The 16,922-nt window shown below is 70.7% G+C and carries 9 protein-coding genes; 2 read left to right on the top strand and 7 right to left on the bottom strand.

Annotated elements, in window-relative coordinates:
- Nucleotides 1-5 precede the first annotated feature (5 nt).
- The 4 genes from dapA to IT780_RS08645 form a co-directional block, all read right to left on the bottom strand.
- Nucleotides 6-902: a 4-hydroxy-tetrahydrodipicolinate synthase gene (gene dapA / locus IT780_RS08660; RefSeq protein ID WP_199510937.1), complete on the bottom strand. Its 897-nt coding sequence runs from the start codon at nucleotides 900-902 to the stop codon at nucleotides 6-8.
- The gene (locus IT780_RS43430; RefSeq protein WP_199510936.1) at nucleotides 899-1,729 is read right to left on the bottom strand and encodes a helix-turn-helix transcriptional regulator; all 831 of its coding nucleotides are present in this window, start codon (nucleotides 1,727-1,729) and stop codon (nucleotides 899-901) included. Before IT780_RS43430 ends, dapA begins: the two co-directional genes overlap by 4 nt.
- 73 nt (nucleotides 1,730-1,802) lie before the next feature.
- Nucleotides 1,803-6,113: an AHH domain-containing protein gene (locus IT780_RS43015; RefSeq protein ID WP_199510935.1), complete on the bottom strand. Its 4,311-nt coding sequence runs from the start codon at nucleotides 6,111-6,113 to the stop codon at nucleotides 1,803-1,805.
- A 99-nt stretch (nucleotides 6,114-6,212) separates the two neighbouring features.
- Nucleotides 6,213-7,160 (bottom strand): AraC family transcriptional regulator, encoded by a 948-nt coding sequence (locus IT780_RS08645; RefSeq protein ID WP_199510934.1) that lies wholly within the window; start codon nucleotides 7,158-7,160, stop codon nucleotides 6,213-6,215.
- A gap of 104 nt (nucleotides 7,161-7,264) precedes the next feature.
- Between IT780_RS08645 and IT780_RS08640 the strand changes: the two genes are divergently transcribed.
- The gene (locus tag IT780_RS08640; RefSeq protein WP_199510933.1) at nucleotides 7,265-8,023 is read left to right on the top strand and encodes an SDR family NAD(P)-dependent oxidoreductase; all 759 of its coding nucleotides are present in this window, start codon (nucleotides 7,265-7,267) and stop codon (nucleotides 8,021-8,023) included.
- 44 nt (nucleotides 8,024-8,067) lie between these two features.
- Here IT780_RS08640 and IT780_RS08635 read toward each other — a convergent pair whose 3' ends face one another.
- Nucleotides 8,068-13,527 (bottom strand): ATP-binding protein, encoded by a 5,460-nt coding sequence (locus tag IT780_RS08635; RefSeq protein WP_199510932.1) that lies wholly within the window; start codon nucleotides 13,525-13,527, stop codon nucleotides 8,068-8,070.
- Nucleotides 13,528-13,679: 152 nt separating this feature from the next.
- Here IT780_RS08635 and rfbA point away from each other — a divergent pair, with 152 nt between their 5' ends.
- Nucleotides 13,680-14,621, top strand: a complete 942-nt coding sequence (gene rfbA / locus IT780_RS08630) for a glucose-1-phosphate thymidylyltransferase RfbA (protein ID WP_199510931.1) — start codon at nucleotides 13,680-13,682, stop codon at nucleotides 14,619-14,621.
- 42 nt (nucleotides 14,622-14,663) lie between these two features.
- Here rfbA and IT780_RS08625 read toward each other — a convergent pair whose 3' ends face one another.
- Together IT780_RS08625 and metK are read right to left on the bottom strand one after the other, a co-directional pair.
- The gene (locus tag IT780_RS08625) at nucleotides 14,664-15,677 is read right to left on the bottom strand and encodes a carbohydrate kinase family protein (protein ID WP_199510930.1); all 1,014 of its coding nucleotides are present in this window, start codon (nucleotides 15,675-15,677) and stop codon (nucleotides 14,664-14,666) included.
- Nucleotides 15,674-16,864, bottom strand: coding sequence for a methionine adenosyltransferase (gene metK, locus IT780_RS08620; RefSeq protein WP_199510929.1), 1,191 nt, complete (start codon nucleotides 16,862-16,864; stop codon nucleotides 15,674-15,676). The genes IT780_RS08625 and metK overlap by 4 nt, the downstream gene beginning before the upstream one ends.
- Nucleotides 16,865-16,922: the final 58 nt, after the last annotated feature.

The following is a 16,922-nucleotide window of genomic DNA, read 5'->3' as shown; positions in this document are numbered from 1 at the left end:
CGTTGTCAGAGGTCCACGCCGGCCGCTCGGGCGTCCTGGCGCAGCTGGTTCAGTTCCGCGTCGGTGGCGTCGACGAGCGGCGGACGGACGGGACCCGCCGGAAGGCCCCGGACCTTGAGGCCGGCCTTCACGAGGATCGTGCCCTGCGTCCGGAAGATCCCGGTGTAGATCGGCAGAAGCTGACGGTGCAGCCCGAGGGCCGCGGCCACGTCGCCCCGCTCGTAGGCCTCGATCATCTCCTTGGTCTGCACCCCGACGAAGTGGGTCGAGGTGCCGACGACCCCGACCGCCCCGACGGACAGCCACGGAAGCGTGGAGGCATCCTCGCCGGAGTAGTACGCCAGGTCGGTCCGCCGCAGCACGTCGGACGTGGCCTGGACGTCACCCTTCGCGTCCTTCACACCGACGATGTTCGGGTGCTCGGCGAGCCGGACCAGCGTCTCGGTCGCGATCGGCACGCCGGAGCGGTGCGGAATGTCGTACAGCAGGATCGGCAACCCGGTCGCGTCGGCGACCGTGGTGAAATGCTTCACCAGCCCGGCCTGCGGCGGCTTGTTGTAATACGGCGTCACGACCAGCAACCCGTGCGCCCCGGCCTTCTCGGCGGCGCGAGCCAGCTCGACGGTGTGCGCGGTGTTGTTCGTGCCCACCCCGGCAATGATCTTCGCCCGGTCCCCGACGGCCTCGGCGACGACCCGCAGCAGGGTCTCCTTCTCGGCATCGGTGGTGGTGGGCGACTCCCCACCGGTCCCACTGATGACAAGAGCATCATGCCGCTGCTCGTCCACCAGGTACGTGGCGAGGGCGCCGGCCCCGTCCGCATCGAGGGAACCGTCCGCGGCGAACGGGGTCACCATGGCCGTGATCAGACGGCCGAAGGGGCGGGAGGGGTCCTGCGTCATACCGAACAACTTATCGGACGGCTCGGGGTGGTGCTCTCGGGCTGCTCCTCCCGGGGTTGTTCGGCTGTGCGGGGGGGGTGGGGGGGGGGGGGGGGGCCCCCGGCGGGGGGGGGGGGGGGGGGGCGCGGGGGGGGGGGCCCCCCCCCCCCCCCCCCGGGGGGGGGGCGGGGGGGCGGGGGGGTTGGGGGGGGGCCCCCCGGGGGGGGGGGGGGGGGGGCCGGGCCGGGGGGGGCCCCCCCCCCCCCCCCGCCGCCGAGCAGTCCGGCGTCGCGCAGGATCAGCACCGCCGTGATCCGGTCGTGGCAGCCCAGCTTCGAGTAGGCGTTCTCCAGGTGCTTGTGCACGGTCCGCGCGCTGATCCGGCAGTGCCGGGCCACCGCGCTCGCGGTCATCCCCGCCGCCACCAGGCGCAGCACGTCGAGTTCGCGCGTGGTCAGACCCTCCGGGCGGTACGCATCCAGCCGCCAGCGCAACCGCAGCCCCGGCGCGATGAGGCGGGCGGCGTCGACTTCCACCTCGGAGAACTCGCCGCGTACCCGGGTCAGCACCCACCCGGCGTCCGCGCCCAGCGGCAGCAGGAGCGCCGCATCGAGCCGGACCGGGTCGAGCTGGTTCGGGTGCGCGAGCAGCCAGTCCAGCACCCGCACCCCGGCCGGGTCCTCCGCCGCGACGGGTCCCCTGCCGTCCGCCCCCGGCCAGCTGCAGGACCTCCGCACCCCGGTCGTGTCGTCCTGCACCACCAGGGTGACCCACCCGCACGGCAGGACGCGCCGGAGCACCGGCACCACATCCGTGCCGTTGGCCGCCAAGGGGACAGCCGTTCGCATGCCGATCACGGTAGAAGGTCGGGCGTCCCGGTGATGTCTTCGGTCCGACAGCCGCGGGACGTATCAGGGCGGTTCACTCCTCGAGCCACTCCGGGTTCACCTTCGGGTCGGCGGGCGCGCTCATCCCGGGTTCCCACTTGCCCTTCCACCCGCGCGGGATCTCCAGGGTCCGGAACTCGCCCTCGGCCATCTCCTGGGCGATCCTGCGTACCTCGGCGAGGAACTCCGGGCCGTGCAGGTCGCCGAGCCGGCGGGTGAGCGTGTACGCGTACTCCGCCTGAGGCCCGGCGTGCAGGTACGAGTTGTGCAACCGGGTCAGCTCCGGGTTCGCCGTGGCCCGGCTGCCGGCCAGGAACACGCCGTTCTCGGCCTCGTTGATGCCGCTGCCCGCGCTCCTGAGCCGTTCGCGCATCCAGTCGAGGCCGGGCCCGAACTCCCGTTCCGGGATGATGTGGTGCGCGTGGTACCCGGGCGGCGGATGTTCGTGGCCGGCCCTCAGCATCGAGCCGCGCAGGGCGACGCTGCCCGGTGTCTCGACGAATTGAGCCAGCGGCGGCGGATTACCCGGGTGAATGGTCACGTCCGCCCGCTCGGCGAGGTCGGCCTCGGACCACACGTCGCGGTTCGGCGCCTTGCCGGCCTGAACGCGCTCCATGCGTCCGATCATGTCGCCGAGTTCGCCGCTGGTCACCTCCTCGAGCTGCTCGACGGTCCGGGCGTTGAGGCGCACCTGGTGCCGGCTGAGAAACTCGCCGAGCTCGCGGACCTCGGCGGGCGTGAAGCGCTCCAGGAGCTCCGCGACCCGCCGGACGAGCGGTGCGGAGAGCTTGGTCTTCTTGCCCCTGAACAGGCGCAGGTCGGCGCGGGTGAAGCCCTTCTTCTCCAGTTCGGCCAGAAGCTCCTCCAGCGTGGCCGTCTCGATGTTGATGGGTGCGGCAGGCGGCTCGGCCGGCTCGTCAGCCGGCTTCTCGACCGGCTTCTCGACCGGAGGCGCCTTCTTCGAAGCGGCGGCGGCCGCGCGCTGCAGCTCGGCCTCGTGCACCTGCCGCAGCCGCAACAGGGCCGCCTCATCGAGCTCGCCTTGCCTGGCCGCATTGAGCAACAGCTCCGCCGGAAGGGGGTTGTCGGCCGCGAGCGCCCGGATCACGCTGCGTCCGGCGTCGGCCGACAGCGGCTCGAGCCGCTGGAGGAAGCGTTCCATCGCGGCCGGGGCATGCCGGAACGGTCCGCCGAGGATCCGCGCCGCGACCGCCGGGTCCTGGGTGAGGAAGAACAGCACCCGCGGGGCGGAGCCGAGCTGCGTGAGGGTGCCTGCCTCGCTCAGCGCCTTCACGAGGGCGTCGTCGGCGGCGCCGATCGCGCGCAGGAGCTCGCCCGGCGCTGCCTTGGTGGCGAGCAGCCGTTGCAGCAGCCCGTCGATCTGCCGCTCCCCCGCCGTCCGCAGCAGGCGTTCCAGGCCTTCCGCGGCCGCGCCGGTCAGCTCCGGGCCGTAGAGCTCCAGCAGGGACTGGTACGCGCGGGACCGGTATTCGCGGCCGACTGCGTCGAGCATCTCGGTGAGCTTGGCGCGGAACCCCTTGGCGATGACGGTGCCCGCGTCGTGCTCGACGGTCCGGGCAATCGCCGCCTCGACTTCGCGGGAACCCTTGAGCAGCGCCGCGAGGGTTTCGCCGTACGACAGTCCGGAGCCCCGCAAGGCCTTGGCCGCCTCGAGCGCCGTGGACGCCTTCTCCAGGGCGGGCCGCAGCGCCGGGGACAGCAGCGGGATCACGGCGAACTCCATGACCAGCCCGGCGACGAAACCGTGCTTGAACCGCGTCCAGTAGGTGCCCGGGCTGGACCAGCCGGAGCAGTGCGAGTAGTGCAGCAGGTCGTCGGCGAACTGGTAGGTGACCTCCATGGCCCCGATGCCGACCGCGGTCAGTCCGCCGCGGAAGGCGTAGACGATCCACTTGGTCGCCACCTCGGAGACCAGTTCCCGGGTCACGAGGAAGCCGGCGCCGAAGCCGACCACCTGTTTGACGGCCAGCGACAGGCCCTTGAACCCGACCGCGTCCAGCTCCCCCTTGAGCGCTGCGGTGAGGTACCCCTGCAGAGTGCGGTCCTCGGCGTCGGTCGTGAACCGGTAGATGACGAGTTGCATGCTGACGAAGAAGAACAGCTGCAGCCCCGTCGCGATGCCCAGCTCGATGATCAGCACGCCGCCGAGGATCACGGTCTCGGCGAGCAGGAAGACGGTCAGCGCCTCCTGCAGATGCTCGACGTGGTAGTAGGTCAGGTACGCCTCGAACGCGGTCGGCGACCCGATGATCACGTCGCCGGCCGGCACCCACGGGTTGTCCCCGATCTTCTGCACCGGCTGGTAGTGGACGTAGACCTCGGGCACCCCGCCCTCGGTACGCCGTTCCAGCCTCAGCACCCGGACCGTCCTGCGGAGGGTGACCTTGACCAGGTCCTTCTCCTCCAGCGGCGGCATCTCCTTGGCCGCCTCCTGCATGGCCTTCTGCAGCAACTGCTCGCGGGTCATCCGCTCGCCCGGGTTGCAGACCATCCGCCCGATGAGCTCGCTCACCTTCTTGCGGGTGGGTTCCTTGAGCTTCTCCAGGATCTCCGGCTTGGGCTGGTGGACGCGCGAGGTCTCCGAGTAGTACGGATCGACCACGGCGACGACGCCCGCCGCGTCGTCGGCGCTGTCCCCGGCGGCCCGGACGATCTTGTCGGAGTCGCCGAGCAGCCAGATCTCCTGCTTGTCCACGTCGTACTTACCCCGCTCGCCGCTGTGCACGAGCGCCTCGATGCTCGCCACCACCGCACCCAGCCGCGGATCGCCGGCGTACGAGGAGCCCACCAGCAGCCGCACGACGAGCCGTTTCAGATAGGTGTCGGTGGACCACATCTCGCCCACGGCCGCGAAGAACGCGTCCAGGCTGCCGCGGTCCCGGAGTTCGTCGAGGACCAGCACGAACAGCGCCGGATCCCGCCGCCCGCGGTCCCACCCGATGATGTACGCCCGGAACGCCTCCTTGCGGTCGGCCGACCAGAACCCGTTCTCCAGCCGCAGGATGCGCTGCACCTCGGTGGCCTGCGCGTCGATGAAGGCCGCGTTCGCCTGCCGCAGCACCCGCGTCCGCAGATCGGCAGGCAGCGCGGGACCGAGGTGCACGCCCGTGCTGCGCGGCGGCCACGAACCGTTGACCGGCCCCGTGCGGGCCGCGGCCGGGGCGGCGGGGTCGGCCAGGGCCGCGACGAACGGTCCGAGCGTGGGCCCGAGCTCCTCGGCGACCCGGTCGCTCACCGGCACGACCAATCCGAGCGGACTCCTTCGGTACGCCTTGAGCAGAGCGGTCAGCGCACGCTCGTGGACCTGGCGCTTGACCGTGAACGGCGTGACCACCACGGGGATCCTGTAGTCCGGCAACGCGCGGACGGTCGCGGCCCAGTCGGCGCCGGTCGCGTCGGCGAAGTCCCGCTGGGTGATCAGCGGCCCGGTCTCAGCTATCGGCACCTCGACGGTCCGCTCCGGTTTCAGCTCGGCCACGTCGCCGAGCGTCATCGTCGGCAGCACGATCGCGACGGTGATCGCCCAGCCGCCGGGGAGCATGATCAGCCCGGTGCCGCCCGGGCCCTCCTCGGCGAACCCGCTGCGGCTGAAGTCGGGTACCGACGCGGCGAGCTTCCCGCCCTTGTCGGCCTCGGCGAACGCCTTGCGCAGCTGCCCCCAGCCGCTGATCGACCAGACGTACTCCCCCGGTTTGCGGGTGGCACCGTACGCCGCCGTGACGTCCCTGCTGAGCAACGGGAACTCGTACCGGCGCCGCACCTCGACCAGCCAGGCGACGGCCGTCACCGTCTCGTCCAGCTGCGCGAAGTACAGCTCCATCGGATCCGCCGGGTCCGTGGCCCCGCCGCGACCGAACCGCTTGCGGATCTCGAAGAACCGGCGGACGGTCAGGCGGAAGGTGACCTTCCGCCGAACCCGGTACGCCGCGCCGCCGTCGTCCTGCTTCGCCGCTTCGACCGGCACTCCCCCGCCACGGGCCGGTTTCCTGGCGGGTGGCGGCTCGGCCACGGCGGCGATCGGCAGGCGCTGCTGCTGGGCTGCCCGGCGGACAGCCCGTTCGAGCAGGGCACGCAGCGCGGCCGCCTGATGCGGCAACAGGTCCGCACCGGTCACCTCGGGCGGGTGCAGCACCACTCCGCCGCCGACGACCTCCGCGCTGGGCAACGACCGGCGCGCCGCGGCGAACGCCCGGCTCAGCGCCGCACACCCCGCGTCCTCCCAGGCGTCGCCGGCGAGGATCTCAGCCGGACTGGCACACCGCAGCCGTACGGGAAAGGTGAGCGCGCGATCCCGCTGGGCCGAATCCGTTCCGTCTGTGCTCACGGGTGTCCGATCTCTCGCGCTGACACCATTCAAATGCCAGGCACCGCGGCCGCGGACTCAACTGTCGGACATCCGTACGTTGACCTCGCGCCGCCGGGGTCAGTTCCCGCCGGAGCCGGCGCGGCCGGCATCGCGGTGCGCCAGGCGGAAGGCGCCGGGGGTCATGCCCCGGTCGCGGACGAAAGCGCGGGTGAACGACGGCACCGACCGGTAGCCCACCCGGGCGGCGACGGACTCGACGGGGTCACGGGTGTCCCGCAGGCTCACGGCGGCCAGATCCATGCGCCACTGGGTGACGTAGCTCGCCGGGCTCCGGTTCATGGCCGTCTGGAAGCGGCGCGCCAGGGTCGCCCGGCTGACGTGCAACGCCTCGGCCAGCGTCGTGGTCGTCCAGTCCGTGGCCGGATCGGCGTGGATGCGTTCCACCGCCTCGCGGACGACGGGATCGTCGACCCACCCCAGCCACGTGCCGCGCTGTTCGGCCGTCTGCCGGGACAGCCAGCCCCGGACCAGCTGGATCAGGATGAGGTCGACCAGACTCTCGATCACGGCCCCGGTGGCGAGCTGCGGACGGGCGAGCTCCCGGCCGAGCAGACGCACGATGTCATCCAGGTACGCCGCCCCGGACTCGCCGCCCTGGAAGTGAAAAACGTCGGGCATCTCGTCGAGAACCTGCGTACGCGTCAAGTGGTTGCAGTCGTAGTAGATGGTGAACAGCCGCGTCCGCGAAGGCCCCGAGCCGAGGCGCACCGTCCGGCCGTCCGACGGCCAGCAGACCGACGTGGCCTCCCGCATCGAGGCACCGTCATCGGGAGCGTCGGTCAACCCGTGCGGTGCGCCGGGCGGCAGCATCACGACGTCGCCCGCCACCAGTTCCACGTGCCGCCCGTCCCCCATCACCAGCCACGCGCTTCCGCCGAGGACCGCATGGGTGGCGATCCCCCGATAGTCCGCCAGCTCGGCGACCCAGTGGCTGCCCGCCTCGACGCGCGCCCCCACGGACCCCTTCATGCCGGACAGACGCAGCACCTCGGTGACCGGATCCACGCCCGCAACCCTATGCGATGGACGTGCCGGGTGAGTCAAACGGATAAGAAGGATGCGTCAAACAAGCATCGACCGGCGCACCCGATGATTCATACAGTGAGGTCATGAAGATCGAAGGAAGTACCGCGCTGGTGACCGGCGTCGGGGCCGGCAACCTCGGCCACCATTTCGTCCAGCACCTCCTGGAACGCGGCGCGAAAAGGGTCTACGCCACCGCCCGCCGCCCCGAGAACGTCGACGCCCCCGGCGCCGAGGTGCTGCAGCTCGACATGACCGACCAGCGCGCGGTCGCCGAAGCCGCGGTACGCGCGCACGACGTCGACCTGCTCATCAACAACGCCTCCGTCAACGTCCCCGGGCTCACCTTCACCGACGGCGACCCGGACCTGATCCGGCGCCAGTTCGACACCAACGTGTACGGCACGCTCGCCATGGTCCGGGCCTTCGCCCCCACCCTGGCAGCCAACGGCGGCGGCGCCATCCTCAACGTCCTGTCGGCGGCGGCCTGGTCGACCGTCGACGGGCTGGCTGTCTACGCCGCGTCCAAGGCCGCCCTGTGGAGCATGACGAACAGCTTGCGCGGCGAGCTCGCCGGGCAGGGAACGCTCGTCAGCAGCCTGGTCTTCGGCATGGCCTCGACCCCCGTGATGACGGCGCTGGCGGACAGCATCGCCGGGCCCGGAGCGTTGGCCGAGCTGATGACCGATCCCGGCGTCATCGTCGCCAGGGCTCTGGACGGCCTCGAGGCCGGCCACACCGAGATCCTGGCCGACCAGCTCGCCGTGGACGCGAAGGCGGCGCTGTCGGGAGACGAGAAGTCTGCCTACCGAGCCCTCTCGGAGGAGTACTCCATCCCGCGGTAGTGCATGCCCACCACGCCGTCCCCTCGGCCGGGCGGGCTGACGGCCTACCGGAGGCCCTTCTCGATGGCCTCGATGATGCGCGGGCGGGCCTCGGCGGCCCGGATGACGCGATCGACGGATCCGACCTCGACGGCGCGCTCGATGCTGTGCGTCCGGTCGAACTCGACGGCAAGCTCACCGAGCTTCTCCGCGCGGACCGCGGCGCGCAGCTCGTCCAACTCCGCGGTCAGGGCGCTGCGCGGGGCGCCCGACGCGGCGGCGATCCGGTCCTCCAGGTCGCGAACCCGATGATCGGCGGCGGTTCTCGCGTTCACCTCGTTGGTGAACACCACGGCGGCGGCGGGGGCACCGCCCAGCACCGACGCGAAGGAGCCCTCCAGCGCGAGCACGGTCATGGCCGGGTTCAGCGCCTTGGAGAAGACCACGAACGCGCCGCCGTGATAGCGGGAGATCACGGTGAACACGATGGGACCACGGAAGTTCACGATCGCGCGGCCGATCTCGGCGCCGTACTCCAGCTGGAGCTTGCGCATCGACTCCGGGGACCCGTCGAAGCCCGACAGGTTGGCCAGGACGACCAGCGGCCGGTTCCCGCTGGCCGCGTTGATCGCCCGGGCCACCTTCTGCGAGGAGCGGGGGAACAGGGTACCGGCGGTGTAGGTCTCGGGCCCGTCGGTGGGTGGGAAGCCCCGCCGCGGCACTCCTCGCGATTCGATACCGACGAGGCACACCGGTATCCCGCCGAGCCGCGCCTCCTGCACCACCGCCGTCTCCGCCTCGGCCATGCCGGCCCAGCGCTCGAGCACCGGGTGGTCCTGATCGGCCAGCGCCCGCATCACGATCCTGATGTCGAACGGCTTCTTGCGGTCCGGATTGCTCCGGGCCGAGAAGATCTCCCCCACGCTGGTGAAGTCGCTGTCCGCGATGACGTGCGGAAAGCTCGAGATGTCCCGGTCGACGGGGTCCGTCGTGCGGATACGTCGCGGTTGACGCTCCCCTGGCACGACATAGGTGTGGCTGTAGTAACTCATCAGCAGGTCGCGGGCGGCCAGCAGGTCCGGCGCCCAATACTGCGCCTGCCCGTTGGGACCCATGACCCGGTCGTAACCGCCGATGCCGAAGTTGTCCTCGGCCGACACTCCGCCGGAGAAGTCGAGCGCCTGCTTACCGGTGAGCACCATGGCCGAGTCCGGCGTCATCACCAGAATGCCCCGGGTGTGCATGAGCATCGTCGCCTCGGCGTTCCAGTACGGCTGCGCGCCGACGTTGATGCCCGCGACCACAATGTTGATCTCACCACCGCCCTGGGTGAACTCGACGATGCGCCGCAGGGCCGCGGCCACCCAATCCATGTTCTCGGTCCCCGAGTCCATCGAGATCCGGGCGCCGGCGGAGAGCGCGAACCACTCCAGCGGCACACCCATCCGCTCGGCGAGGTCCAGCGCGGCGATCACGCGGCGGCACTCCGGCTCCGACAGCGCACCGAGCGACTTCGTGGGATCACCGAGCAGGAGGACCCGGGTGATGCCCTCGGGATGCCACCGGGTTCGCGTGGTCACCACGCCGGCCACGATCGCCGCCGTGTTCCGGCCTTTCGGCCGCTGAACCGGGACCAGGGCTGCACTGTCGTCCAGATCGTGTTCGACGAAGTCACCGAGCAGACCGGTGAGTTCGTAGGGATACATCGAGTTGCGGCTGTTCGCCCGCAGGACCTTCAGCCGATACGCGTCGACCGGTTCGATCGGCTCGGTCGTGGGTCGGCCGATGCGAAGCTGCGCGCGACCGGCCGCGTCGAACCCGACGCGTACGGCAATCCTTCTCGACTCTCCCGTTCGCCGACTGCGCTGCCGCGCGATGATGAGGATCTCCTCCAGGCCGGCGCCCGTCGTCGCCGGCAGCAGACGCTCGACGATCGCCGTCAGCTCGTCGCGGGAGATCTCGCCCTGCGGCCACACGTAGAGCACCATGCGGTTGGTGTTGAGGCGCTGGCCCGGGGGACGACGCGCTTGCGCCCGGCGGATGGAGTCCAGGCACAGGGCGAAGACCTCCTCCGCCGCCGGCAGGGCGATCAGCCGGCCGTCCGCATCGCACAGCGGGGTGAGGTCGCGGACCTGGGCGAACACGACGAGCCGATCGTCGAGCGGGTTCTCGCGCGCGACGCATTGAAAGAGATAGACCTCCTCGTCCGACGAGGTGAGGCGGGTGAGGTCGAACCGGCTGAGTCGTTCCAGCTGCATCCGCTCGGCGATGTACGGATGCAGGCCACGGATCAGTCGGTCCTCGGACATGCCGGTGGCCGACGGCCGGAAGGTGAAGTGATGATGCATCGCCGTACCGCGGGCGCCCACCACCGTGACGGTCATCCGGCGAATCTGAGCCGGCACCGCATGCCCCTTGATCATCTCGCGCAGCGTGGCGGCCATCGTGCCGGCGTCGGGCTGGTTCGCCCAGGCGAGATAGATGTCGACGTCGAACACCTGGTGAGCGTCGGCCAGCTCGGCGAGCCCGCGTAGTGCGGCGTCCAGTTCGGCGAACCGCACGGCGGCGGAGACCAGGCACGAATCCGCGCGCTCAGCGATCACGACGGTGTGGCCGGCGACTTCGCTGGTCCGGACCCCGGTGATGCCCTTGTTGCCGTAGTACCGCCGAGTCAGGACCTCCAGCATGACCGTGTTATCAAGTCTGTCCCGATTGAGCCGCTGCCCGAGCAGCCGGACCAGCGGTTCGGTGGTGCTCACCATCTCGGCGATGCGCTGAGCCCGGTCGGGTGCGCCCGGATCGGCGTCCAGCTGACGCAGGTGCCCGCGAATGCGTGCATAGACGCGCGCCCGGTGGCGCAGCAGCAGCGGCCGGCCGAACCAGGCGAACACCAGATCCCGGGCGAGGTCCGCCACCACCGGGAAGCGAACCTGCGTCGCGGTCACCAACCGTTCCAGGGCCGCGCCGACCTGCTCCCGAGGCATCTCCTCGGGCAGCGGCTCTCGCGACCACAGGCGTAGCAGGGTCACGATGAGTGCGGCATCACCGGCAGCCCGCTGCTGAGCCAGGAACACACGGAACACCGCCGCCTCGAGCTGCGGGGAACGATCCAGCTCGGTGATCCCGTAATGGGCGAGCACACCGGCGAGACGGGTCTGGAACGCCGGCGGCAGGCCGGCCCGCTCGACGTCCAGGCTCTGCAGGTACGTGTGGAAGTTCTCCCGGTGACTGTGCACGCTGCCGTGGCCGTGACCACCGGTGTCCTCACCGGCCGGCCGGTTGCGGCTCAGCTCGACGAGATCGGTGAAGATGTCGAGCAAGGCGAGCTCGCCCGCCAGCGGCTGATGGCCGGCCTCGACGGCACGCGCCCGCACGGCGAGATACTCCTCGAGCACCCTGCGATCGTCGTACGGGTCGCCGTCGAAGCCCAGGAACAGGCCGCGCACGTCGTCCCAGGCCCGTGTGAGGCTTTCCCGCACCGGCTCCGCGGACCGGGCGGGCAGGTCCAAGGCGATCACCGGGCCGGCGGCGGTGCTCTCGGCCCCGGCCTCGGCGAGCGGCTCCAGCCGCAGCAACGGCGCCCCCGTCTGGACCTGGTGGCCGACCGCCACGAGGCATTCCTTCAGCCGTGCCCGGAACGGCGCACGCAGTACGGTCTCCATCTTCATGCTCTCGAGGATCAGCACCGGTGCGCCCGCCTCCACCTCGGCGCCTACCGCGACCGGAACAGCGACTACCAGGGCCGGCATCGGACTGCGGAGGACACCGCCCTCGTCACGGGTGACGCGATGCGTCACGCCGTCCACCTCGATCAGATGATCGGGCCCGTGGACGCCGGTGAGCAGCCGGTAGGACGAGCCGTTGACGACGACCCGGCCGGTGTGCCGATCGAAGCGCTCCAGCTCCACGTCCGCGAGGTGGGTCTCGGAGCCGGCCTCGATGCCCAGCCGGAACCGGTCCGCACCCACGCGCGCAGCCCGGACGCGATAGCCGGCTCCGCGGAGCTTGAGGCTGAACGGCCGGCCGCTCTTGTGCTGCACCTGGGGACGCCCGCCGAACGCCGTGGACAGCAGCCGCTGCCGCTCGGCCCGCTCCTGCTCCTCGTACACCTCGACGGCCGCGACGGCCAGCGCGACGGCCGAGTGCCGGTGCGACAGGAGCCCGCCCTCGCCGTGCACCCGATCGATCCAGCCGGTGTCGGCGCTGGCTTCGATCACCTCCGGCTGATGCAGCAGGTCGAGCAGGAACCCCTTGTTCGTTGCACCGCCCTCGATGATCACGGCGGTCTGCGCCACCGCCCGGCGCAACCGGGCCAGCGCCTCGGTGCGATCCCGCCCGTACGCGATGACCTTGGCGATCATGGAGTCGAAGTCGGACGGGATGACGTCGCCCTCGCTGACACCGGTATCGACCCGGATGCCCGGGCCCGCCGGTCGATCCAGCCGCACGATACGGCCGGGGGCCGGTGCGAAGTCCCGGTCGGGATCCTCGGCGTTCAGCCGGGCCTCGACGGCATGCCCGCGCTCCACCGGCGGCTCCCCCTCGAGCCGGCCGCCCGCGGCCACCCGCAACTGAGCCTTCACCAGGTCGAATCCCGTGGTCAGCTCGGTGATCGGGTGTTCGACCTGGAGACGGGTGTTGACCTCGAGGAACGCGACGGTGCGTTCACCCGGGTGGTAGAGGAACTCGACGGTGGCCGCACCCCGGTAGTCGACGGCGATCGCCAGCCGCACCGCCGCCGCCTTGAGCTCGACCGCCAACCCGGCGCTGAGCACCGGCGATGCCGATTCCTCGATGATCTTCTGGTTGCGCCGCTGGACGGAGCAGTCGCGGACCCCGAGCGCCCACGCCGAGCCCTGGCCGTCCGCGATCACCTGCACCTCGACATGCCGGGCCCCGGTCACCAGGCGCTCCAGGAACAGGACGCCGCTGCCGAAGGCCCGCGCCGCCTCCTGGGTGGTCCGCTCGAAAGCATCGACCAGCTCGTCGCGGCTGCGTACCGTCCGGATTCCCCGCCCGCCGCCACCCATGGCCGCCTTGAGCATCAGCGGATAGCCGATCTCGTCCGCGACCGCCAACGCCGCCTCGGCGGTCTCGACCGGCCCCCGGCTCCACGGCGCGACGGGCACGCCGACCTGCTCGGCGATCAGCTTCGCGCCGATCTTGTCGCCCAGCTGCCGCATGGCGTCCGCGCTCGGCCCGACGAAGGTGACCCCGACCTTCTCGCAAAGGTCGGCGAAGGCTGGATCCTCGGCGACGAAGCCCCATCCGACCCACGCAGCGTCAGCTTCGGTCTCCACCAGCGCCCGCTCGAGAATCTTGAGATCGAGATAGGGGCGCGCGGACGCGGGACCGAGGTCGTAGGCGATGTCAGCCTGGTGCACGAAGCTGGCGGCGCGATCGACATCCGTGTGGAGGGCGACGGTCTCGATCCGCGTGCCGCTCTCCTCGGCCAACTCCCGGACCGCGTGGATCAGCCGCATCGCGGCCTCGCCACGGTTCACGATCACGATGCGACGAAACACCGGCCGCCCCCTCTTCCTCAAGCCACCACGCCCGCTGGGTTTCTCATCCGACCAGGGGGCGGCTGAGTTTGGCTAAAGGAAAGCTCGTCGCCCGACTCCCACCTGGACAGCGGCTCGATCAGCCTGCGACCAGGCCGCGCGATCGTGCCATCATGCAGACCCGTAACGGCGTAAAGGGCATCGTCCTGGCCGGTGGCACGGGAAGCCGGCTCTGGCCGGTGACGACGGCCGTGTCCAAGCAACTGATGCCGATCTTCGACAAGCCCATGATCTACTACCCGCTGTCCACGCTCGTCATGGCAGGCGTGCGGGAGATACTGATCATCACGACTCCGCGGGACCGGCAGCAGTTCGAACGGCTGCTCGGTGACGGCTCACGGTTCGGCCTGCGGCTCGACTACGCGAGCCAGCCCACCCCGGCCGGCATCGCCGAGGCGTTGCTGCTCGGCGAGACGTTCATCGACGACTCGCCGGTCGCGCTGATCCTCGGGGACAACATCTTCCACGGTGTCGGACTCGGGCGACAGCTCTCGCGGCACCGGGGCCGCGACGGGGCACACCTGTTCGCCTATCCGGTGGGCAATCCGGAGGCCTACGGCGTCGTCGAGTTCGACGCCACGGGCCGGGTGATCTCCATCGAGGAGAAGCCGGCCGCCCCCCGGTCACGGTACGCGGTGCCGGGACTCTACTTCTATGACCACAAGGTCGTCGACATCGTCCGTGACCTCAAACCGAGCGACCGCGGCGAACTGGAGATCACCGCGGTGAACGCGGCCTATCTGGCCGCCGGCGAGCTCACCGTGACCGTACTGGACCGCGGCACCGCCTGGCTGGACACCGGGACATTCACCTCCATGGTGCAGGCGTCGGAATATGTCCGGGTGATGGAGGAACGGCAGGGCCTCAAGATCGGCTGTCTCGAGGAGGCCGCCTGGCGCGCCGGGCTCATCGACGACCAGCAGCTTGCCGCTCTGGCAGACCCGCTCGTCCCGAGCGGATACGGCATCTATCTGCGCAACCTGCTCGAGTGGACGCCCGCCCACCGGGGTGACGTTCGGGTGCTTACCGGCCAGCGGGCCGACATCGACCACTGAGCAGGTGGCGGGTCGTAGGGAGCCCCCGTACGACCCGCCGCCTTACGTCGTCCGTAGGTCATCGAGTGTCGCCGCAGGCCAGGACAGGCCGCTGCGCACCCGGCCGGCGAGATCCTGGCCGTAGGAGAGTTCCAGCCGGGCTGTGAAGGCAGCGGGGTCGATGTCGTAGTCCTGGCCCCCGGACGACTCCAGGACGCACGCCGCGAGCTGGCAACCGACCGCCGCCGCCTGGTCCATCGGCAGACCCCGGGCCATCATGGCGACCATGCCCGCCCGGAACGCGTCGCCCAGCCCGGTGGGATCCACGTGCCGATCGACGCGGGCCGCCGGCACAGTCACCAGGCCGATGCCCGGTCCCTCGATCTGGACACCGTTCGCTCCCAGGGTGGTGATCCGGGCACCGACGAGTGTCCGGAGCTCACCGGCCCCGAGACCGATCTTCGCGCACAGCAGTTCGAGTTCGTATTCGTTCGTCATCAGCAGGTCGGCTCCGCGGATGAAGCTGAGCAGCTCCGCGCCCGACATCAGGGCGATCTGCTGCGACGGGTCAGCCACGAAGCGCCAGCCCGCGCGGCGGCACGCCGCCGCGTGCGCCTGCATCGCGGCGGGATCGTCCGCACCGATCAGCACCAGATCGGGCGGCTCGGGACCGAGCACCTCGAGCAGGTTGATCCGTGACGCCTCCCGCATGGCGCCCGGAGAGAACGACGCGATCTGGCATTGGTCGGCGTCGGTGGTGCACACGAAACGAGCCGTGAGCTGCTCGTCGCTCACCCTCAGCCGGCAGTCGACACCGAGGCGCTCCAACTCGGCGCGGCGTGCCGCGTAGTCGGCGCCGACCGAGCCCACCAGAATCGGGCGCAGGCCCAGGGACGCCAAGCCGAAGGCGATATTGGCCGCCACCCCACCCTGGCGGATGGTGAGGTCGTCCACCAGGAACGACAACGAGACCTTGTCCAGCATGCCGGCGAGGAACTGCTCCGCGAACCGGCCGGGAAAACGCATCAGATGGTCGGTGGCGATCGATCCGGTGACCGCGACCCGGTCCAGGCTCATCCGGCGGCGTTCTTGAGATCTTGCGCCCGATCGGTGTTCTCCCAGAGCAGCTCCGGCAGCTCCCGGCCGAAGTGACCGTAGGCGGCGGTCTGCTGGTAGATCGGCCGGAGCAGGTCGAGGTCGCGGATGATCGCAGCGGGACGCAGGTCGAAGACCTCGTTGACGGCCTTCTCGATCCGCTCGACCGGAACATTCTCCGTGCCGAAGGTCTCGACGAACAGCGAGACCGGGTACGCCTTGCCGATCGCGTACGCGACCTGGGCCTCGCACCGCTCGGCGAGGCCGGCCGCCACCACGTTCTTGGCCACCCAGCGCATCGCGTACGCCGCCGAGCGATCCACCTTGGACGGGTCTTTGCCGGAGAACGCCCCACCGCCGTGCCGCGCGTAACCGCCGTACGTGTCCACGATGATCTTCCGTCCGGTCAGGCCCGCGTCGCCCATCGGGCCGCCGACCTCGAACCGCCCGGTCGGGTTGACCAGCAGCCGGTAGCCCTCGGTGTCGATGTCCAGGCCCTCGAGCTCCGGCGCAATCACGTGCTCGCGGATGTCGGGCGTCAGCAGCGACTCCAGCGAGATGTCGGCCGCGTGCTGCGACGAGACGACCACCGTGTCCAGCCGGACCGGGCGCAACCCGTCGTATTCGATGGTGACCTGGGTCTTGCCGTCCGGACGCAGATAGGGAATCACCTTGTCCCGGCGGGCGGCGGACAGACGCAGGGCCAGCCGGTGCGCCAGGGCGATCGGCAACGGCATCAGCTCGGGCGTCTCCGAGCAGGCGAAGCCGAACATCATGCCCTGGTCGCCGGCGCCCTGCGAGTCGAGCACGTGCTCCGACTCGCCTTCGCGGAGCTCGATCGCGCTGTCCACGCCCTGGGCGATGTCGGGCGACTGAGCACCGATGGACAGGCTCACGCCGCAGGACGCGCCGTCGAAGCCCTTCTTGGACGAGTCGTAGCCGATCCGCAGGATCGTGTCCCGCACAATGCTGGGAATGTCGGCGTACGCCTTCGTGGTGACTTCGCCGGCCACGTGCACCTGCCCGGTGGTGATCAGCGTTTCCACCGCCACGCGGCTGCGCGGGTCCTGCGCGAGCAGGGCGTCGAGAATGCCGTCACTGATCTGGTCAGCGATCTTGTCCGGGTGCCCTTCCGTGACCGACTCGGAGGTGAATAGGCGGAACGCCATGCGTGGTCCTCTCGTCCGTCAACCACCGGCGTTCTTGTCGCTGGCGGCATCCGATGTC

The organism is Nucisporomicrobium flavum, assembly GCF_016464385.1.
In the GTDB taxonomy this organism is placed as follows: Bacteria; Actinomycetota; Actinomycetes; order Mycobacteriales; family Micromonosporaceae; genus Actinoplanes; species Actinoplanes flavus_A.
Note: the sequence above shows the minus strand (reverse complement) of the source record. Positions and strands in the feature narration are given on the sequence as shown.

What these genes read in the sequence shown, in the direction of transcription:
- dapA (WP_199510937.1), bottom strand. Translation starts at nt 902, where the DNA reads ATGACGCAGGACCCCTCCCGCCCCTTCGGCCGTCTGATCACGGCCATG.
- IT780_RS43430 (WP_199510936.1), bottom strand. Translation starts at nt 1,729, where the DNA reads ATGCGAACGGCTGTCCCCTTGGCGGCCAACGGCACGGATGTGGTGCCG.
- IT780_RS08640 (WP_199510933.1), top strand. Translation starts at nt 7,265, where the DNA reads ATGAAGATCGAAGGAAGTACCGCGCTGGTGACCGGCGTCGGGGCCGGC.
- rfbA (WP_199510931.1), top strand. Translation starts at nt 13,680, where the DNA reads ATGCAGACCCGTAACGGCGTAAAGGGCATCGTCCTGGCCGGTGGCACG.
- IT780_RS08625 (WP_199510930.1), bottom strand. Translation starts at nt 15,677, where the DNA reads ATGAGCCTGGACCGGGTCGCGGTCACCGGATCGATCGCCACCGACCAT.
- metK (WP_199510929.1), bottom strand. Translation starts at nt 16,864, where the DNA reads ATGGCGTTCCGCCTATTCACCTCCGAGTCGGTCACGGAAGGGCACCCG.